Source organism: Kribbella sp. NPDC026596 (assembly GCF_040638415.1).
Taxonomy (GTDB): domain Bacteria; phylum Actinomycetota; class Actinomycetes; order Propionibacteriales; family Kribbellaceae; genus Kribbella.
Genome location: NZ_JBEZYF010000029.1, coordinates 53,017 through 72,575, shown reverse-complemented (window position 1 = coordinate 72,575; position 19,559 = coordinate 53,017). Strand labels below are relative to the sequence as shown.

Below are 19,559 nucleotides of genomic sequence, written 5' to 3'. Positions count from 1 at the left end.
ACCACATTAGAGGGCAGGAGCAGAGATCCGGCCGACCAGGTCTCGCCAAGCGCGGTCCAGGCCTGCCGCGATGCAGCCGGCCACGACGGTGTCGGTCCCCAGAACGCTGGCCTTCACATCGGGCAGCACCGGCGCCATCAGCCGGAGCTGGTCGACGACGGCCTCGAGGAAGCCAGGCGCCTGACCGATGCCACCACCCAGGACAACCAGGTCCGGGTCGACGACGGTGATGACGGTACAGACCGCCTTCGCCACGAGGAGCGCTTCCTCGGCCACGACCGCGGCCGCGACCACATCGCCGCGCGCTGCCGCCGCGAACACCTTCTCGGCCGACGAGGCGCCACGCACCCCCGCCCTCCGAGCGGCTCGGACCACTGCCGCCGCCGAGGCCGACGCGTCGAAGCCACCTCGCTTGCGAGCATCCCGTGTATCACTACCGCTGCCCTCGGTGAACGGCAGATAGCCGATCTCCCCCGCCACCCCGTGCGAACCGTGCCGAAGCTTGCCGTCCAGCACCAGCCCCATCCCGATCCCGGTGCCGACGGAGACGAACGCGAAGCTGTCGACGTCACGACCGTGACCGTGCACCCGCTCCGCCAGCGCGGCGGCATCCACGTCGTTCTCGATCATCAACGCAGCCCCGAAGCGATCACGCAGCGCGGCCAGCGTCGCCGGCGAGTCCCACCCGGACAGTCGCCCGGTCAAGGTCAGCGCGTCGAGCCGAGCGTCGTACACACCGGGGCTGCCGAGCACGGTCTGCGTCAGCTGCTCGGTCCTGATCCCCGCCTCGGCCGCGAGCGTTCCCGCCAGGTCCGAGAGTTCCTGGATCCGGGCCATCGCGTCACCGGCCTTGGTACGCACGTTCAGCCGGCAGCGAATGTTTCCCGCCAGATCGGCGATCGCGCCCCGCAGGAACTCCCGCCCGACATCGAGCCCGAGCACGAACCCAGCTTCCGGCCGCACCTCGTACAGGCGCGCCGCCGGCCCGGGCACGCCCGTCCGCTGACCGGTCGTGTGCACCAGCCCGGAGCGCTCGATCGTGGTCAGCGCCGCGGACACCGTCGGCTTGGACAGTCCGGACAGCTGTGCCAGCTCGGTCCGTGAGACCGGTCCGGACCGCCGGATGTGCTCCAGCAGGACCTGTTCGTTCATCGCGCGAATCAGTTGCGGGCGCGCCGCGGAGGCACCTCCGGCGACTACCGTCACGTCGACCCCCTTGCGTCCATAACGCTTCGAACAGCAGTCACAGTTAGCCCTTGTGCCAACGGTGATTGTTAAGTTAGTTTCCTATCGATTCTATTGGTAGGCACGAGGAGTTGCCAGTCCATGATTCGTACGCCGGTCGTCCTCGGACTCGACTTCGGCGGGACCAAGATCGCCGTTGCCGTCGGTGACTTGTCCGGCCGGCGTCTCGGCGACACGACTCTCGACAGCCGGGCCGAGGCGGGAGCCGAAGCAGCGCTGGGTCGCGGACTGACCGCAGCCCGCGACCTGCTCGCGGACGTCGCCCCGGACCAGCAGCTCGCCGGCGTCGGCGTGGCCACCCTGGGCATTCCGTACGACGACCGCGTCGAGCTCGCACCGACCTTTCCCGGCTGGGGCGAGCTCCCGTTCGGCCGACTGGTCCGGGAGGCCTTTCCCGGCATCCCCGTCCGGCTCGGGACCGACGTGAAGGCGGCCGCCGCGGCCGAACTGCGCTGGGGTGCGCTGGCCGGCTGCGACCCGGGCATCTACCTCAACCTCGGCACCGGTCTGGCCACCGCGATCGTTGCCGCCGGCACCGTGATCTCCGGGGCGCACGGCGCGTCCGGCGAGATCGGCTACAACCTGCGGTCCGCCGCTGACGTTTGGATCGGTGCCGAGCAGCGCACCATCCTGGAACACGTCGTCAGTGGTCAGGCCCTCGAGACGACCGGAAGCGCCCGGCTGGGCCGACCGGTCACGGCGGCCGATGTGTTCACGCTGGCGCGGACCCAGCCGGACGCCGCCGTACTCACCGACGAGTTCCACCGGGAACTGGCGATGCACCTGGTCAACCTGGCCATCGCCGTCGACCCGGTCCGGATCGTCGTCGGTGGCGGACTGGTCCGCTCCTGGGACCAGATCGCACCGGAGCTGCGCCGGGCGCTCGACGCGGCTGTCCCCTTCCCACCGGAACTGGCCGTGGCCCGTTTCCCTTCCGACGCGCCGCTGGTAGGCGCACTCGCCCTGGGTGTCGAGGCCGCGGGGGCGGACCTCGGCGAAGAGGCATTCGCATGACCATCAGTTCGAGGAGTGAAAGGCAGAGACGATGAGGGGCATCAAACGGATCGCCGTCGCCGCGATGGCGGTCGGCGTACTGGCCGCCGCGGGCTGTGGGGGCGGTGACAAGCCGATCGGGAGTGCATCCAGCAACCCGACGTCCTCGACGAGCAGCGGCGGCAGCACCGGGCAGTACAAGAAGGGTGGCACGGTCACCATCGCCAACGTCGGCGGGCAGACCTGGCCGTGCCAGTTCAACCCGTTCAACCCGGCGGTCAACCAGCAGGCGCTCGGCTTCGTCTACGAGCCGCTGACCTTCGTCAACGTGCTGAAGAGCGGTGCCACCACGCCCATGCTGGCCACCGCGTTCACCTGGTCGCCGAAGAAGGACTCGATCGTCTTCACCATCCGCGACGGCGTGAAGTGGAGCGACGGCCAGCCCTTCAGCGCCGACGACGTGGTCTACACGTTCAACCTGATGAAGCAGCAGCCGGCCCTGGACCTCTACGCGCTGTGGACCGGTGCCGGGCTGACCAGCGTCACCGCGGCCGGGAACAAGGTCACACTGCAGTTCAAGGGGGCGGCCGAGCCGTACTTCTTCAACTTCGCCAACCAGGTCGGCATCGTGCCCAAGCACATCTGGTCCACCGGTGAGGCGGCCGCCAAGCCGGCCACCTGGCCGAACACGAAGCCGATCGGCACCGGGGCGTTCACGGTCGAGTCCTGCACCAGCAACAACATCACCTACGCCGCCAACGGCTCCTACTGGCAGCCGGGCAAGCCGTACATCCAGAAGGTCCAGTACCCGGCCTACCTGGACAACAACCCGGCCAACCTCGACCTCGCCAGCGGTAAGGCGCAGTGGGGCGGCCAGTACATCCCGAACATCGACAACTTCTACAAGTCCAAGTCGCCGGACAACAACTACTGGTTCCCGCCGACCGCGAACGTGGCGATCATCCCGAACCTCGACCCGTCGCACAAGGTGACCAGCAACCTGGCCGTCCGGCAGGCGATCGCGTACACGCTCGACCGGGAGCAAATCTCGAAGATCGGTGAGAGCGGCTACCAGCCGGCCGCGAACCAGTCTGGCGTCGTGACGCCGACCTTCGACAAGTACGTCGACAAGGACGCGCTGACGGCGGCCGGCTACGACAAGCCGAACCCGGACAAGGCCAAGCAACTACTGCAGAGCGCCGGGTACTCGTCGTCCAACCCGCTCAAGCTCAGCATCATCACGGTCACCGGCTACACCGACTGGGACGCCTCGCTCGCGGTCGTCAAGCAGCAGCTGGCCGCGGTCGGGATCGAGCTGTCCATCCAGGACCTGCAGCAGCAGTCGTTCAACCAGAAGCTCTACACCGGTGACTTCGACCTGGCCTACAACAGCCAGGCCGGCGGGCCCACGCCGTACTACGAGTTGCGGCAACTGCTGTACTCGAAGAACTCCGCGCCGATCGGCAAGCAGGCCAGCACCAACTACGAGCGGTACATCAACCCCGCGGTCGACAAGCTGTTCGACCAGTACGGGAGTGCTGACCCGGACACGCAGGTCAAGCTGATCAAGCAGATCTCGTCGTACATGATCAAGGACGTGCCGCTCATCCCGACCACCGAGTCGGTCGACTGGTACCAGTACAACACCACGGACATCCAAGGCTGGCCGACGCAGGACGACCCCTACGCCCAGCCCGCGCCGTACAACATCCCCGACGTCGGACAGGTCCTGACGAACCTGTACTCCAAGTCGGCCCAGAAGTAAGGAATCATTCGTGAGAGTGAGCACGAGGAGCTGGTGGTCGTGCGGTACCTGATACGTCGTCTCGGGTTCTTCGTGCTCACTCTCTGGGCAGCGATGACGCTGAACTTCTTCATCCCGCGGATGATGCCCGGCAGTCCGGAGGATGCACTGCGGCAGCGGCTCAGCAAGGGTGGCGCGGTGGTCACGGCAGAGCAGCTGCAGACCGTCCTGGCCGAGTTCGGGTTCGATCCGAACAAGAACCTCGTACTGCAGTACATCGAGTACCTCAAGGCGATGGTGACCGGGCACTGGGGCGTGTCGATCGGCAGCAGCCTCGGTGTCCCGGTGACCACGCTGATCGGCAGCGCGTTGCCGTGGACGGTCGGCCTCGTCGGCATCGCAACCGTCCTGGCGTTCGTCATCGGCACGTTCATCGGCACGATCGCCGGCTGGCGGCGCGGCGGGCTGATCGACGGGGTCGTGCCGCCGCTCTTCATCGTGACGTCGGCGCTGCCGTACTTCTGGGTCGCGCTGCTGTTCATCTCGTTGTTCGCGATCGGCAGCCATCCGGTCCTGCCCAACGACTTCAACTACGATCAGGGGTTGACGCCGGGCTTCAACCCCGAGTTCATCGGCAGCGTGCTCAAGCACGGCATCCTGCCGGCCGGAACCATCCTGATCACCGCGATCGGCGGCTGGATCCTGACCATGCGCAACAACATGGTCACCACGCTGGCCGAGGACTACGTCCGGATGGCCCGGGCCAAGGGCATCCCGGGCCGGCGGATCATGTTCGGCTACGCCGGCCGGAACGCGTTCCTGCCGAACCTGTCCGGGTTCGCGATGTCGCTCGGCTTCGTCATCTCCGGCACGATCCTGGTCGAGTACGTGTTCAACTACCCCGGCCTGGGCTACATGTTCTACAACGCCACGGTCAGTACGGACTACCCGTTGCTGCAGGCCCTCTTCCTGCTGGTGACGCTGGCCGTACTGATCTGTGTCCTGCTCTGCGACTTCGCGGTGTTCCTGCTCGACCCGCGAGCCCGGACGAAGGGGTAACCGATGAGCGCTATCGTCACCGGCGCCGCCGCGCCCGCAGCACCGAGCGCGACCCGCCGCCCGCGCGGTGGTCTGTTGCGCGCCATCATGCGCAACCGCAAGGCCATGGTCGGCGCCGCCCTGCTGCTGCTGTTCATCCTGCTCGCGGCGTTCCCGCAGCTCTTCGTCCCCTGGCTGCACGGCGATCCGCGCGCAATCGGCGACACCCCGCTGGCGCATCCGTCCGGCGACCACTGGCTCGGGACGACGGGCCTCGGCCAGGATGTGTACGCCGAACTCATCTACAGCACCCGCGAGTCCCTCATCATCGCCGTCGTCGCGGGTTTGGGCGCGACGATCCTGTCGGTGATCATCGGGGTCTCGGCCGCCTACCTCGGCGGGTTCGCCGACGACGGGCTGTCGATGCTGACCGACGTCTTCCTGGTGCTCCCGACGTTCCCGCTGATCATCGTGCTGGCGACGTACGCCGGTAAGGGCAACCTGACCGTCATCATCATCGTGCTGATCCTGACCGGCTGGTCGTACGGCGCCCGCCAGATGCGCGCGCAGGCACTGTCGCTCCGCAACCGGGACTTCCTCGAGTCGGCCCGGGTCCGGGGCGAACGGTCGTCGTACATCATCGTGGTCGAAATGCTGCCGACGATGATCTCCCTGATCGTCGCGAACTTCCTCGGCGCCGCGCTGTACGCCGTGCTCACAGCAGCCGGCCTGCAGTTCCTCGGTCTCGGCGATCCCAACTCGCTGAGCTGGGGCACGATGCTCTACTGGGCGCAGAACCAAGGCGCCCTGGTGAACGGCCTGCCTGCCTGGGCCTTGTCGCCGGGTCTGGCGGTCGCGCTGCTCGGTGTGTCGTTCGCCCTGCTCAACTACGCGTTCGACGAGATCAGCAACCCCGCACTGCGGCCGGTTCGGAGGCGACGTGTCAAGTCAGCCAATTCTTGAGGTCCGGGATCTCACCGTCGAGTACGACACCGGCAGCCGTCCGGTCGTCGCGGTCGACGCGGTGGATCTCGACGTCCACGCCGGTGAGTTCGTCGGCGTGGTCGGCGAATCGGGCTGCGGCAAGTCGACGCTGCTGTTCGCCATTGCCCAACTGCTGAGCTCCCCGGCCGCGATCACCGGCGGCAGTGTGAAGTTCCAGGGCCAGGACCTCGTCGGCATGAGCGAGAAGAAGCTGGCCGCGATGCGCTGGCGGGACTTCTCCGTGGTGATGCAGAGCGCGATGAACGCGCTCAACCCGGTGAAAAGCATCGGTGCCCAGTTCCAGGACGCGATCATGGCGCACGACGAACCGGTCGCCGACGATCGCCCGGCCGAGGTCCTGCGCCTGGTCGGGATCGACCCGATCCACCTGAAGAGCTACCCGCACCAGCTCAGCGGCGGGATGCGGCAGCGGGCCATGATCGCGATGGCGCTGCTGTTCACCCCCGACCTGATCATCATGGACGAGCCGACATCCGCCCTCGACGTGGTGGCGCAGCGGTCGTTGATGGTGCAGATCAAGGAACTGCAGCATCAGCTCGGGTTCGCGGTCATCTTCGTCACCCACGACATGTCGCTGGTCAGCCACTTCTCCGACAAGCTCCTGGTGATGTACGCCGGGCAGGTCGTCGAGTTCGGCGCCACCCGGGCGGTCTTCGACCACCCCGCGCACCCGTACAGCAGCGGACTGCTCGACGCGTTCCCGTCGATCCGCGGGCCGAAGGTGCCCCTGACCGGGATCCCCGGCAGCCCGCCGAACCTCGCCGACCCGCCGCCCGGCTGCCGCTTCCAGCCCCGCTGCCCGAAGGCCTTCGAGGACTGCCCGAAGATCGCGCCGGAGCTCTACCAGGTCGGCCCGGTACAGGCCCGCTGCCTGCTACACGCGCCTGACCACAAGTCACTGGAGGAACCGATCCGAGAGGCCATGTCATGACTGTGCTTTTGGCCGGGCCTTCGGCGCCGGCAGGGTCATGGGGCTTTGACTCCCGGCCTTCCCTCGTCACTCCAGTCGCTTCGCTCCCTCCACTCCTCAGTCTAGGCCGGGAGGTCCCATGACCGCGGTGAATGTCGATCAGGTTGCCTCGACCGACGCGGACCAGGCACCACTGCTCGAGACCAAGAAGCTGACCCGGCACTTCCGGATCGGCCGCGGCTTCTCGCGCCAGCACCTGCACGCCGTCGACGATGTCGACCTCCGGATCGGCCGGCAGGAGATCGTCGCGCTCGCGGGCGAGAGCGGCAGTGGCAAGAGCACGATCGCGCGACTGCTCGCCGGCGTGTACAAGCCGACGAGCGGCGAGATCTACTACCAGGGCAGGCCCGTGTCGAGCATGCGCTCGCGCCGCGACCAGTTGGCCTACCGCGGCGACGTACCGATGGTGTTCCAGGATCCGTTCAGTTCGCTCAACCCTGCCTTCCGGGTGTCCCACGGGATCCTGCGCAGCCTGAAGCTGCACCGCCCCGAGCTCAACCGCAACCAGCGGTTCGAGGAGGCCGAGCGGGTGATCGAGGCCGTCGGGCTGTCGCCGGCGTCCGACGTCATGCACCGGTACCCGTACGAGCTCAGTGGTGGCCAACGGCAACGAATCGGGTTCGCCCAGGCCTTGGCGCACAAGCCGAAGCTGATCCTGGCCGACGAGCCGGTCTCGATGCTCGACGTGTCGATCCGCATCGGCCTGCTCAACCTGATGGCCGAGCTGCGGCGTACCGAGGGTGTGTCGTTCCTCTACATCACCCACGACATCGCCAGCGCGCGGTACGTCGCGGACCGGCTGATGATCATGTACGCCGGTCACATCGTGGAGGCCGGTCCCGCGGAGTCGGTGCTCGCCAACCCGAAGCACCCCTACACCGACCTGCTGCTGGGAGCGGTACCCGATCCCCGGGCACCGCTGACCGCAGCTGTCGAAGGCGACACCGGAGAGCCGCCGAAGGTGATCGACCCGACCCCCGGCTGCCGCTTCCGCTGGCGCTGCCCGCTGGTCGTCGACGAGTGCCACCAGGTCACGCCCACCCTCCGTCGCCTCGGCGAGCACCACGACGCCGCCTGCCACGTCGCCGAACCCGACCCCGGCGTACCCGCCGGCTGACAGCTCAGCTGCGGAGGTCGATCTCCAGCGGTCGGTCGTCGCTGACGATCACGGGGTGGTGGGTCAGGGCGACCACGGCTCGGTTGCTGGTGACAACTACCTTGGCCGGTTAAAGGCCCCAGCCTTCAGCGCGGTGAAGGCGCAGCGGAAGTCCTCGGGCCGGATGCGTGGCGCGAAGCCCACGTGCCCCTTGGGTCCGTGGTACTCATAGCCGCAGGCGGCCAGACCTCGCGCCGAGGTCAACTGTTCCACCCAGTGGCATATTGTTCGACGCTGATCAAACACTGATCTAGAGTGCTTTCATGACTGTCGGACATCGCCGTGGCGTCGTCGTCCTCGGGCTCGTCGCGGCCTTCATGGTCTTCGTCGACGGCACGATCGTGAACGTCACCCTCGCCCAGCTCGCCACTCACCTGAACGCGTCCCGCGCCGAACTCGAGTGGTCCGTCAACGCCTACACATTGTCCTTCGCCGCCCTCATGCTCGGTGCCGGGGCGATCACCGACACCCTCGGCGCCAAGCGCGCGTTCGTGACCGGCCTGCTGGTGTTCACCGCGTCGTCCGCGGTCTGCGCGGTCGCCACCTCGATGCTGATGCTCAACCTCGCCCGGCTCGTCCAGGGCGCGGGCTCCGCACTTTTGTTGCCCAGCGCACTCGTTCTGGCCACCGCGTCGGCGACCGACGAGCACGCCCGGCACCGGCTGGTCAGCTGGTGGGCCGCGGCCGGCGGCGTCGGGATGGCGGCCGGTCCGCTGCTCGGTGGATCGCTGGTCGCGGTCGCGAACTGGCGGGCCGTCTTCGCGGTCAACGTGGTGATCGGGATCCCGGCCCTGATCTGGAGCCTGCTCTCGATGCCTTCCGTCGTACGCCGGGGCCGGCGACTCGACCTGGCCGGCATGGGCACTGCGACCGTACTGATCGGGGGGCTGGTCTTCGCACTGATCGAAGCTCCCGCACAGGGCTGGCTGTATCCCGCGGTCCTCACAGCCGTCGCGCTGACCGTCGCCGGACTCGCCGGCTTCGTCTGGGTCGAACGGTTCAGCCGGGAACCGCTCCTGCCACCAGGCCTGTACGCCGACCGTGGCTTCGCCACCACCGCGATCCAAGGGGCGTTGCTCAACTTCGCCTTCTACGGCGTGCTGTTCGCGATGAGCCTGATGCTCCAGCAAGGCCGCGGCCTCAGCGCGCTGTCCACAGGTCTCCTCTTCCTGCCCTTGACCGGACTGATTTCGGTCGCCAACATCTGCTCGACCGCGCTCACCCGACGACTCGGCCGCCCGGCTGTCCTCAGCATCGGTCAGGCCGTGCTGGCCATCGCCCTTCTCGGGCTCGCCTGGGCCAGTACTTCGACGGCGCTGTGGCCACTCGTGGTTGCGCTCATCCCGATCGGCATCAGCTCCGGGCTCCTCGTGCCCACCATGACCTCGCAGTCCATCGCCGGCGTCGAACCCGCCCTGCACGGCGCCGCCTCGGCAGCGTTCAACACCTCCCGCCAAGTCGGCGGTGCGATCGGTGTCGCCACCTTCGGCCCCCTCCTCGGTACTGCCCACAGCCTCGGTACCGGCTTCATCACCTGCGTGATCGTCGCCTCCGCCAGCAGCACCATCGCCCTCCTCGTCACCACACTCGCCGCCGTCGGCCGCCGGACCCCGATCCCTGTAACCTCATCGGCGTGACAGCCGGCCGTTGGCCGTGGCTGAGCTTTGGGGGGCACTGGGGTGGCTGCGCAGCGGAGCAGGCGGTGGGGTACGACCGTCGCGCTGACGGTCGTGTGCGTGCTGGTGTGTGCGGTCGCGTTCGCCGGCGCGGTCGCCGTGCTGATGCCCGGCGGCCGGGACCGCAGTACGACGGCGGCCGCCGGACCCGTCACCCCCAGCGTTCCGACACCGAGCGTTCCGACGCCGAGCGAGCCGCTCCCGAGCGATCCGATCGAGGCGGTCGACACGCCCGCTTCTCCCCCGCCGACGACGCCGGTGGCCGTGACCGGGACCTACGAGTGCACGGGCTACAGCGGCATCGAGTCGAAGGTCCCGGTCCAGATGGTCCTGGACGACACGTTCGTCTGGGGCGACGATCCGCCGTACCGCGTCGGTGACGGCAACGGCGACGTGAACTGGCGCTCGGACCCGTACAAGAAGCCGAGCTGGTACCTGTGGCTGCATTCGCTGCGCTGGCTGGGGCAAGGCATCGAGGCCGGCGCGAAGGGCGACCGCACGGCGCTGAGGCATGTGATGGCGATCATCCAGGACTGGGTGCGCGACAACCCGTACTCGTGGAAGGGGGACGTCGGCGCCTGGGAGTCCACGATGCACCGCACCAACGTGCTGCTCTGTGCGCGCCAGGCCGTGCTCACCGGACTGCATGTCCGCTCGCTGCCGACGCAGTACGCGTGGCTCGACCAGTCGCTGCTGGATCACGCCAAGTTCATGACCGAGAACTGGGGCGGGCCGTGGAACCACGGCACCGACGAGAGCATCGCCCTGTTCGGCGTCGGCTGCACGCTCAAGCGGGCCGATCTCAAGAGCCTCGCCCTCCAACGGCTGACCGAGGCCATCACGACCGCCATCGACCCGCAGGGGTCGACGAACGAGCAGTCGATCGGGTACGCCATGTTCAACTATCTGCTCTGGGGCCGTGCGACCACGGCGCTGAAGCGGTGCGGCTCCGACCCGGGACCGGTCATCGAAGAACGACGCCGTGTGCTGTCAGAGTGGCTCGCCCTCGCCACCAAGTCCACCGGCGAACTCCACCAGGTCGGCGACGCCATCCGCCAGACCCCGCTGGGCGGCACCGGCACTCCCCTCGAGTACGCCGCCACGCTCGGACAGCACGGGACCAAACCGGCCCGTCGTACCGCGGTCTACGACGCCGGCTATGTCTTCGGCCGGACCGGGTGGGGTGAGACGAGGCCGTTCACGCAGGAGTCGACGTACAGCATCAGGTTCGGTCCGGGCCGTCGGCTGCACGGGCACGACGACCACATGTCGATCACCTACTCCTCCCACGGCCGGGACATCCTGATCGACCCGGGCAACTCGGGGTACCAGCTCGACAAGTGGCAGACCTGGACCAAGAGCCAGGCCGCCCACAACGTGATGACGATCCCGTCCGCGAAGACAGCCTCGGTGGAGACCCGGCTGGTCCGGGCCGCGATGGCACCGACATCGGAGTACTACACGCTCACCGACAGCCCGGCGATCGGCGTACAGCGAACCCGGGACGTGCTGGTGCTCAAGGACCCCGACCTGATCGTCACCCTGGACCGCGGGCAGTCGGCGAGCGATCAGCGGTACGAGACGTTGTGGCACCTGGCGCCGGACCAGAAGGTGACGGTGCAGTCGGCGACCACGGCTGTCGCAGCCAAGCCTGGGGACAGCTCCAAGATCTACCTGCTGCAGATCCCTTACCGCCAGCAGTTGCCCGCCGACGCCATCACGCTCGCCGAGGGCCGGCAGGATCCGGTGCAGGGCTGGTACTTCCCGGACATCTTCCACCGGCTACCGGCCCCGGTGGTCAAGTTCAACCGGACTGGATCGACCGCGACGATCCTGTCCGCCGTCGTACCGGCCGCCTCCACCGAGAAGGTTGCCTTCAGCACCCGCACCGTCGGCACCATGTTCTTCATCGACCTGACCGTCGGCCCCCGCAGAACCACCATCCGCGTACAACCAGACGGCCGCCTCACCCGCATCCTCTGATCAGCGTGAGGTGAGGCGGACGATCGGGTACTGGCGGTCGGACTTCTTCTGGTACTTGGCGTAGCGGGGCTGGGTTGCGGTGATGCGCTGCCAGGCGTCGTCGCGGTCGGGGCCGGCGAGGGTGTGGGGGGTGACGGGGGTAGCGGTGCTGCCGGGAAGTTCGACGGCGGCCTGGTCGGGGTGGGACATCAGGTTGGCGTGCCAGTCCGGGTGGTGGCTGCCGCCGCCCGAGGCGACGACCAGCCAGGCGTTCTCGCCGTCGGCGAACCACGCCAGCGGGGTCTCCCGCGGCTCGCCGCTGCGGCGGCCGACCGTCTTGAGGATCAGGACGTCCATGCCCATCAGCTGGGCACGTCCCTTCCGGATCTTGGTGTTGGTCCGCGCGTTCATGGTCCGCTGCACCCAGCGCGAGAACGTCCCCGGCGTTCCGGGCTTGCGGGCTTCGGTCTTCTGCTTTGTCGTCATGCCCATCACGCTAGTGACGGACCCTGCCACCGTGCTTCTCGATTCCTGATCGGTCACAGGACGGGGTGCTGTGCTGTCTTGTCTGATGGCAAGGGGTAGACAGTGGCAGGGCGTAGAGACCAGGAGGATTTCAATGAGTGGGCATCCGGCGGCGCGGGACCATTGCCTGAGCTCGGTGCGGAGTGTGGATCGGCCGACCGGCGGGGCACGGTACGGGCGCATGTTCACCGGACTCGATCCGTTGGGCAGCGACCCCGCCGTACTGATGCGCGCCGGTGGTGACGGCGGGATCTGCGATGCCGCCGCCGAGCTGGACCGCAGCACCGTCGGCGACGACGCGACCGAGGCGGCCGGGTGGCCGTTCTTCGGGCAGCTGGTCGCGCACGACATCACCGCGGACCGGTCGCCGATCACCGGTGGAGTCGAGACGGAGGCGTTGAAGAACGCGCGGGCGCCGAAGCTCAACCTGGAGATCATGTACTCCGACGGTCCGGTCGGCTCGCCGTACCTGTTCGATCTCCACGACCCGGCGAAGTTCCTGCTCGGCCCGGACGGGTGCGACGTACCCCGGAACCAGCAGGGCGTGGCCCTGATCGGTGATCCGCGCAACGACGTCCATCTGTTCACGCTGACCCTCCATGTCGCACTGCTGCGTGCGCACAATCGGATCGTCGACAATCTGCGGGCCAAGGGCGTCCCCGAGGCCGACGTCTTCGAACACGCGCGGGTCACGCTCACCTGGCACTACCAATGGATCGTGGTCCACGACTTCCTGCCACGACTCGTCGGGCCGGAACTGGTCGACGAGGTTCTCACCAAGGGCGGCCAGTGGTTCGCGCCCGCACCAGGGCAGGCGTTCATCCCACTGGAGTTCGCGGACGCGGCGTACCGCTACGGCCACGGCCAGATCCGGCACACCTACCGGCTCGTCGAGGGCGGTCCCGAGCTGCCGCTCTTTCCCGACCTCGTCGGCTTCGGGCCGCCGAACCACCGGCTCGATCTCACCCAGGTCTTCGATGTGCCCGGGCATCCGCCCGCGCAACGCGCCAAGCGCCTCGACGGCCGGCTCGCCGCCAGCCTGATCGGTCTGCCCGAGCAGGTCACCGGCGTGGTCGACACCGAGGCTTACCGATCGTTGGCGGTCCGCGATCTGCTGCGCGGCGACACGACCGGACTGCCCAGTGGTGAGGAGCTCGCGCGGTTCATCGGCGTACCGCCGCTCACCGTGGATACCTGGCCCGACGGCACCCCGCTGTGGTTCTACATCCTGAAGGAATCCGAGCACCTCGGCGGTGGAGACCGGCTCGGGCCGGTCGGCGGCCGGATCGTGGCGGAGGTCCTGATCGGTCTGCTCCGCGCCGACCCGGCCAGCTACCTGAGCCTCGAGCCGGACTGGGAGCCGACCCAGCCCGCCGCCGGGCCGGCCTTCGACCTGACCGACCTGCTCATCCCGGCTGACTCGAACTGACCGACTCGCCCGAATCGACTGACTCGACCGACTCGCCCGAATCGACCGGCTCGCTCGACGCGGCCGGTCGGTGCGAGCTGAGCGCCGGTACGCCGGCCGCGGTCGCGAACGCCTCCCGCGGACGCTGGACCGAGGCCAGCGAGACGACGTCCCGGCCGTAGAACGTCGCGGCGACCCAGATCGCGAAGACGCGCACCTTGCGGTCCCACGTCGGGACCGCAAGGACGTGGTACCCGCGATGCATGAGCCACGCGAGCAGACCTTTGATGACGATCCCGCGGTACTGGAAGATCCCCTTCCCCAGACCAAGCGTCGCCACGGCCCCCAGGCTGTGATGCACGTACGGCTTCGGCTCCCGCCCGCGCAACGTACGGACCAGGTTCTTCGCCAGCAACTTCCCCTGCCGTACGGCGTTCTGCGCATTGGGCACCGTGAAAGTGCCCTCGGTCCCCGAGGCGAGATCCGGAACGGCCGCGTCGTCACCGGCAGCCCAGGCGTCCGTGACCGGATTGGCGTCGGTACCGATCCGGAGGTCGGCGCAGACCTGCACGAGACCGCGCTCGGTGTGCGGCAGATCGGTGTGGTTACGCATCAGCCGCGTAGCGGCGTTGCCGGCCGTCCACACAATCAGCTCCGAGTCGAACTCGCTTCCGTCCGACAGCACCACGTGACCGTCCTCGGCCGACCTCACCGTGGTGTTCAGGTGCACCTCTGCTCCGCGCTGCTCGAGCATCGAGACGACCCACTGCCCCGGCTTGTCGCTGACCTCCGGCAGGATCCGGCCGGTCGCCTCGACCAGATGGAAGGCGAGGTCGCTCTGGGACAGCTCCGGATAGAGCTTGAGCAGGGAGGTAGCGAGCGACAGGAGCTCACCGAACCCTTCCACTCCGGAGAAACCGCCGCCGACATAGGTGATTGTCAACAATCGACGCCGGATCGGACCGGGCTCGAGGCCGGACGCCTCGTCGAACGCTGTGAGTAACCGGTCCCGGATCGCCACCGCTTCCTCGACGTGCTTCATCCCGATCGCCCGTTCGGCGATACCGGGTACGTCGAACGTCCGGGTCACCGCTCCCGCGGTCACCACGAGGACGTCGTACGACATCGGGAAGTCAGGCCCCTGCGACGGGCGGATCGTGACCGACCGCTGCGCGTGCTCGATCGCGATGACCGAGCCCGAGACGACCTTGGTCCGGTGCAGATTGCGCCGCAACGAGACCGCGGCATGGCGCGCCTCGACCGATCCGGAGACGACTTCGGGGAGGAACGGCTGATATGTCATGTAGGGCCGGGGGTCGACCACGACGACTTCGGCCTCGCCGCGCCGCAGCTTCTTCTCGAGCTTCCACGCCGTGTAGAAACCGGCGTACCCACCACCGATCACCAGGATCCTGCGCACGGGTTGTCCTCTTTCCGTCGACTCTGTCAGTAAGACAACCCAGCCGCCCGGGTTGTGACGCGTGCTAGCGGCGGAGCTGCTTGCGGGAGGTGATGCCTAGCTTGGAGAACACCTTGCGGAGATGCCACTCGACAGTGTGCTGGCTGAGGAACATCTGCGCACCGATCTCGGCGTTGGTCAGGCCGGTGCCGGCCAGCTCCGCGATGTGCGCCTCCTGCGCGGTCAAGCCGTCGGTCGCCCGGCCGGCACGGTCTCCGACTGCCTCGCCCGTCGCAGCCAGCTCGTGGCCCGCGCGGTCGGCGAAGGCGTCGACACCAGCTGTGGTGAACATCTTGTGTGCCGTCCGCAGCTGGACCCGCGCGTCCTGCCGCCGGCCCTGGCGTCGAAGCCATTCGCCGTACACGAGGTGAGCACGGGCAAGGTCCATCCGCATCCGCGTCCGGCCGAGTCGCTCGACCGCCTCCTGGTAGGCCGACTCCGCCGACCGCGTCGTGGTCAACAGAGCCTTCGACCGGGCGAGCACACCGAGCACCCAGTCCGTGCCACACGCCTGCGCCATCTGGTCCAGCCGATCGAGGCCGTCCGCCGCCTGCTCCGGACGACCGCTGCGCGCCGCCGCTTCGATCAGCTCGGGCAGCGCCCAGCTCGCAACGCCGAGCTCGATGGGATACGCCGTCGCCTCACGCGCCGACGCCAGTGCCTCCTGATAGTTCGCGAGTCCGTTCAGCAGAACGGCGTCCGCGAAGTGCGTCATGGCCAGCCCACCGCCTTCGCCGCGGCCGAGGGCATCGTCCCTGGCCGTGCCGATCAGCGCCGTCGCCTCCTTCGGGCGGCCGCGCCAAGCCGCGAGACAGATCGCGCCGTACGGCGTCAGGCCGACGCCCGTCGCGTCGTTGATCGTCCTGATCTCCGCGACCAGAGCGGCCGCCGTGGAGATCTCCCCGGTGAACAGGCTCAGCATGACCCGGTGGTTCAGGACGAGCGGGAGCTCGTTGAGGTCGCCGAGTTCGCGGGCGATCCGGACATGGCGCGCGGTGAGCGCCTCCCAGCTCTCCTCGTCCCAGAGGTTCACGGCCAGCAGCGACGCCAGCCACAACCACCGCAGGTCGTCCTGGTCCGGCGCCCCGTCCGCGCCAGAGAACGCCCGGACCGCTTCCTGGGAGGGAGCAACGGCCGCCGGGTACCCGTCGGTGAACAGCGTCGCGGCACCGTCCAGCACCAGGTCCCGCTTGCGGCGGAGGTCCGGAGTGGGCGCGGCCCGGGCCGCGCGAGCCGCTCCGGCCAGTCCGGGATCCCCGGCCCGCTCGGCCAGTCGCCCGGCGAACTGCCCGGCCGCGATCGCGTCGAGGTAGGTGTCCCGAGCGAGGTCGAGGTCGAGTGGTTCGAGTCGGCGGGCCGCATCCAGGAGCAGCGGCCCCGACTCCAGAGTGTGCCCGGAGGCGAACGCGATCTGCGCCCGGAGGAGGTTCACTCGGGCCAGGTGAAGAGCGTCGGCCGACCCGTCGCCGGCGGTGACGAGCAGCCGCGACGCCGGCTCGAACGCGCCGGCCCGAAGGGTGGCCTGGGCCGCGGCGAGGGCACGGACCGCGCGCTGGGCCGGATCCGGCGTGAGTTCGGTTGCCCGCTGCAGGAACGCCGCGGTGGCCGAGACTCCCCCGCGACGCTGAGCCCGATCGGCCGAACTGACGAGCTCGGCGGCGACGTGTTCGTCCGGGCCATCCGCTCCGTGCGCGCGGTGCCAGGCCCGCCGGTCCGGATCCAGGTCCGGATCGATCGCCTCGGCGAGGGCTTGGTGCACGCGCCGGCGGTCGGCGGGATCCGCCGCGCGGTACGTCGCCGACCGTACCAACGGATGCCGGAACCTGACCCGCGCACCGAGCTCGACCAGGCCGGCCGCTTCGGCGGGCGCGGCCGCACTCACCGGCACCTCCAGGACCGCGAGCGCGCGGAGCAGCAGCGGTACGTCGCCCACCGGCTCGGCGGCCGCGGTCAGCAGCAACAGCTGGGTCTCCGGTGGGAGGGCCTGTACCCGGCGGGCGAAGTTCTGCTCGATCTGACTCACCAGCGGCTGGGCATCCGGTCGCTCGAACCCGCCCGCGAGCTCACCCGCGGTCAGCCCTCGCGGCAGCTCGAGCAAGGCCAGCGGATTACCTCTGGTCTCCGCCACGATCCGGTCCCGGACGTGTTCGTCCAGCCGGCCGGGTACGACGGCGTCGAGCAGAGCCCCCGCATGACGGTCTGACAGGCCCCCGACCGCCAGCTCGGGGAAGCCTCTCCACTCGGGCCCGGTCACCGGCTCACGGACGGCGAACACGAGGCCGATCCGATCGGCGAAGAGCCGCCGCCCGACGAACGCCAGCGTCTGGGCCGACGCTTGATCCAGCCACTGCGCGTCGTCGATCACGCACAGCACTGGTCGGCTTTCTGAGGCTGCCGACAACAGACTCAACACCGCCGCACCGACCAGGAACCGGTCGGGCGGGCCGCCGAACTCCAGTCCGAACGCGACCGCCAGTGCGTCACGCTGCGGCCGCGGGAGTCGATCACTGAGACGCCACAGCGGGGCGCACAACTGGTGCAGACCGGCGAAGGGGAGCTCCATCTCGGACTCGACGCCGGCAGCTCGCGCGACCCGGCACGCTTCGGCGTGGCCGACCAAGTACTCGAGCAGGGCGGTCTTCCCGATGCCCGCTTCACCACGGACAACCAGCACCTGGCCGTCGCCGGAGCGGATGCCGGCGACCACATGGTCCAGCCGTGCACACTCCGTACGCCGCCCGCGAAGCTCGGGCGCGGGCCGACCGATCGACATGGCTGCACCCTCCCTCACCAGAGGCTAGAGCCTGACGTCGATCCGGGATAGGACCCGCCGGTGTCGCAATAGCGTCATCCGGCCGGCGTGTGGCAACAGTAGCCGGTGGTTCAGCCGACCGGCTGGGCGAGGTCGGCGGTGAGGAGTTGTTCGAGGCCATCCAGCTCACCGGCGCGTGAGGCCGAGGCCAGGGCGTGCCGGAGCCGGCTGTGCGCGGCCGGAGTGACCGGGCGACACCGGTCGGAGGCGAGCCGGTCTCGCGCCCGCTTCACCAACTGCCGCGCGTTGGGTGCGCCGATCCGCAACGTCTCGGCGATCTGCCGGTACGGGTACTCGAAGCCCTCCCGCAGTACATAGGTGGCCCGCTCAGCCGGTGACAGACGCTCGAGCAGCAGTCGTACGGCGTCATCGAACGCCTCCTGCTGCTCCGCATGGGTCTGCGGATCGACCCCGCCGACCGCACTCTCCTCGGACAACCACGGGCCGACGGAGGTCTCGTGCCGGCGCCGAGCCGACTGCACCAGATTGATCGCGAGCCGGCAGATCGTGGTCGCCAGGAACGCCCCCGGATCGACGACCGCCGACCGGTCGGCGCGCTGCCACCGCAGCCACACCTCCTGCACCAGCTCCTCGGCCTCCTGCGGATTGCCGACAATCCGACAGGCGATCCGGAACAACCGCGGTCGCGCTTGCAGAAACTCGTCCAATCCAGCCGTCGACGTCGTCACGATCCGGACTCCTTGCGTGGGGGGCAACTCCCACCGTCGCGTCCGGACAGCGGTCGGCGCGCCCTGGAAAGTCCGTGGTCGAGTCCGTGGTCCGCCAGGGGAGTCCGTGGGCGGACTCCCCTGGCGGGCGGGGTCAGGCGGACAGGGCGTCGAGGATCGAGGCCGTGACGACCTCCGGGTCGGACACGGACAGGGCGTGGGACGCGCCGGCGACCTCACGTGTGTCCTTCGCGCCGGCCCGCTCGGCGAAGAAGCGGTGCAGCGCGACCGGGATGTTCAGGTCCTCGTCACTGAAGACGAACCAGGACGGGATCGTCTTCCAGGCCGGCATCGCGGTCGACAGGGCGTCGGTGAGCGCCACGTCACTGGCCGGCCGCTGGGTCGCGGCCATCAGCGCTGCCGTGGCGGCCGGTACGTCGGCGCAGAACTGGTGGTGGAACAGGTCGGGCTTGATTCTCAGGTCGTTGCCGCCGGTGCTGACCGGGTAGGCATCGAGCGCCTCACCGAGCGTGCTGCCGGGGAACTTCGCCGACAACGCGAATGCGGTCTCGCCTTCGTCGGGTGCGAACGCGCACACGTACACCAGCGCCCGGACGGCGTCGTTCTGCGCGGCCGCCTCGGTGATCACCATGCCGCCGTACGAATGGGCCACCAGCACCACCGGCCGGCCGAGGCCGGCGATCACGTCGCGCACGTACGCGGCGTCACCGGCGAGGCTGCGCAGCGGGTTCCCGACGGCGACGGTCTCGATCGACCGTGCTTGCAGCCGCTCGACGACACCGTTCCAGCTGGCCGACTCGGCGAAGGCGCCGTGGACCAGCACAACAACGGGACTTTGGTCATTCATGAGGTGCTCCTTCTCTCGGGACTACCAGGA

At 68.8% G+C, this 19,559-nt stretch carries 15 protein-coding genes; 9 read left to right on the top strand and 6 right to left on the bottom strand.

What is annotated here, in order from left to right; genetic code table 11:
• Positions 1–6: 6 nt before the first annotated feature.
• Complete coding sequence (locus AB0E63_RS24035) at positions 7–1,206, bottom strand: ROK family transcriptional regulator (RefSeq protein ID WP_360370224.1); 1,200 nt, start codon at positions 1,204–1,206, stop codon at positions 7–9.
• Positions 1,207–1,326: 120 nt separating this feature from the next.
• On the opposite strand from AB0E63_RS24035, the gene AB0E63_RS24030 reads away from it, so the two are divergent.
• The 8 genes from AB0E63_RS24030 (at position 1,327) to AB0E63_RS23995 (ending at position 11,810) form a co-directional block, all read left to right on the top strand.
• Positions 1,327–2,259 (top strand): ROK family protein, encoded by a 933-nt coding sequence (locus tag AB0E63_RS24030; protein ID WP_360370221.1) that lies wholly within the window; start codon positions 1,327–1,329, stop codon positions 2,257–2,259.
• Positions 2,260–2,290: 31 nt separating this feature from the next.
• Positions 2,291–4,003: an ABC transporter substrate-binding protein gene (locus tag AB0E63_RS24025; RefSeq protein WP_360370218.1), complete on the top strand. Its 1,713-nt coding sequence runs from the start codon at positions 2,291–2,293 to the stop codon at positions 4,001–4,003.
• Positions 4,004–4,042: 39 nt separating this feature from the next.
• Positions 4,043–5,041 carry an ABC transporter permease gene (locus AB0E63_RS24020; RefSeq protein ID WP_360370215.1) on the top strand — a complete coding sequence of 333 codons (999 nt, stop codon included), beginning with the start codon at positions 4,043–4,045 and terminating at the stop codon, positions 5,039–5,041.
• 3 nt (positions 5,042–5,044) lie between these two features.
• Positions 5,045–5,983 carry an ABC transporter permease gene (locus AB0E63_RS24015; protein ID WP_360370212.1) on the top strand — a complete coding sequence of 313 codons (939 nt, stop codon included), beginning with the start codon at positions 5,045–5,047 and terminating at the stop codon, positions 5,981–5,983.
• Positions 5,961–6,956 (top strand): ABC transporter ATP-binding protein, encoded by a 996-nt coding sequence (locus AB0E63_RS24010; protein ID WP_360370209.1) that lies wholly within the window; start codon positions 5,961–5,963, stop codon positions 6,954–6,956. Before AB0E63_RS24015 ends, AB0E63_RS24010 begins: the two co-directional genes overlap by 23 nt.
• 118 nt (positions 6,957–7,074) lie before the next feature.
• A complete protein-coding gene (locus AB0E63_RS24005) occupies positions 7,075–8,112 on the top strand; it encodes an ABC transporter ATP-binding protein (RefSeq protein ID WP_360370206.1) in 1,038 nt (345 codons plus the stop codon).
• Positions 8,113–8,414: 302 nt separating this feature from the next.
• Complete coding sequence (locus AB0E63_RS24000) at positions 8,415–9,788, top strand: MFS transporter (RefSeq protein ID WP_360370203.1); 1,374 nt, start codon at positions 8,415–8,417, stop codon at positions 9,786–9,788.
• A gap of 42 nt (positions 9,789–9,830) precedes the next feature.
• Positions 9,831–11,810 carry a heparinase II/III family protein gene (locus tag AB0E63_RS23995; RefSeq protein ID WP_360370200.1) on the top strand — a complete coding sequence of 660 codons (1,980 nt, stop codon included), beginning with the start codon at positions 9,831–9,833 and terminating at the stop codon, positions 11,808–11,810.
• Here the strand turns inward: AB0E63_RS23995 and AB0E63_RS23990 are convergent, their stop codons facing one another.
• A complete protein-coding gene (locus tag AB0E63_RS23990) occupies positions 11,811–12,275 on the bottom strand; it encodes a nitroreductase/quinone reductase family protein (RefSeq protein WP_360370197.1) in 465 nt (154 codons plus the stop codon).
• Positions 12,276–12,408: 133 nt separating this feature from the next.
• On the opposite strand from AB0E63_RS23990, the gene AB0E63_RS23985 reads away from it, so the two are divergent.
• A complete protein-coding gene (locus tag AB0E63_RS23985) occupies positions 12,409–13,743 on the top strand; it encodes a peroxidase family protein (RefSeq protein ID WP_360370194.1) in 1,335 nt (444 codons plus the stop codon).
• On the opposite strand, the gene AB0E63_RS23980 is transcribed toward AB0E63_RS23985, so the two are convergent.
• From AB0E63_RS23980 to AB0E63_RS23965, 4 genes are all read right to left on the bottom strand, one after another.
• The gene (locus AB0E63_RS23980; protein ID WP_360370191.1) at positions 13,721–15,142 is read right to left on the bottom strand and encodes an FAD-dependent oxidoreductase; all 1,422 of its coding nucleotides are present in this window, start codon (positions 15,140–15,142) and stop codon (positions 13,721–13,723) included. The genes AB0E63_RS23985 and AB0E63_RS23980 overlap by 23 nt on opposite strands.
• Positions 15,143–15,206: 64 nt before the next feature.
• Complete coding sequence (locus AB0E63_RS23975) at positions 15,207–17,954, bottom strand: AAA family ATPase (RefSeq protein ID WP_360370188.1); 2,748 nt, start codon at positions 17,952–17,954, stop codon at positions 15,207–15,209.
• Positions 17,955–18,064: 110 nt separating this feature from the next.
• Positions 18,065–18,682, bottom strand: coding sequence for a sigma-70 family RNA polymerase sigma factor (locus tag AB0E63_RS23970; protein WP_360370185.1), 618 nt, complete (start codon positions 18,680–18,682; stop codon positions 18,065–18,067).
• 133 nt (positions 18,683–18,815) lie between these two features.
• Entirely contained in the window at positions 18,816–19,529 is a 714-nt protein-coding gene (locus AB0E63_RS23965; RefSeq protein WP_360370182.1) for an alpha/beta hydrolase, read from the bottom strand.
• Between the last annotated feature and the right edge of the window lie 30 nt (positions 19,530–19,559).

Excerpts from the sequence above, each read along its gene's own strand:
- AB0E63_RS23975 (WP_360370188.1), bottom strand. The coding sequence starts at position 17,954 with ATGTCGATCGGTCGGCCCGCGCCCGAGCTTCGCGGGCGGCGTACGGAG.
- AB0E63_RS23990 (WP_360370197.1), bottom strand. The coding sequence starts at position 12,275 with ATGACGACAAAGCAGAAGACCGAAGCCCGCAAGCCCGGAACGCCGGGG.
- AB0E63_RS23985 (WP_360370194.1), top strand. The coding sequence starts at position 12,409 with ATGAGTGGGCATCCGGCGGCGCGGGACCATTGCCTGAGCTCGGTGCGG.
- AB0E63_RS24025 (WP_360370218.1), top strand. The coding sequence starts at position 2,291 with ATGAGGGGCATCAAACGGATCGCCGTCGCCGCGATGGCGGTCGGCGTA.
- AB0E63_RS24030 (WP_360370221.1), top strand. The coding sequence starts at position 1,327 with ATGATTCGTACGCCGGTCGTCCTCGGACTCGACTTCGGCGGGACCAAG.
- AB0E63_RS23965 (WP_360370182.1), bottom strand. The coding sequence starts at position 19,529 with ATGAATGACCAAAGTCCCGTTGTTGTGCTGGTCCACGGCGCCTTCGCC.
- AB0E63_RS24005 (WP_360370206.1), top strand. The coding sequence starts at position 7,075 with ATGACCGCGGTGAATGTCGATCAGGTTGCCTCGACCGACGCGGACCAG.
- AB0E63_RS24015 (WP_360370212.1), top strand. The coding sequence starts at position 5,045 with ATGAGCGCTATCGTCACCGGCGCCGCCGCGCCCGCAGCACCGAGCGCG.
- AB0E63_RS24000 (WP_360370203.1), top strand. The coding sequence starts at position 8,415 with ATGACTGTCGGACATCGCCGTGGCGTCGTCGTCCTCGGGCTCGTCGCG.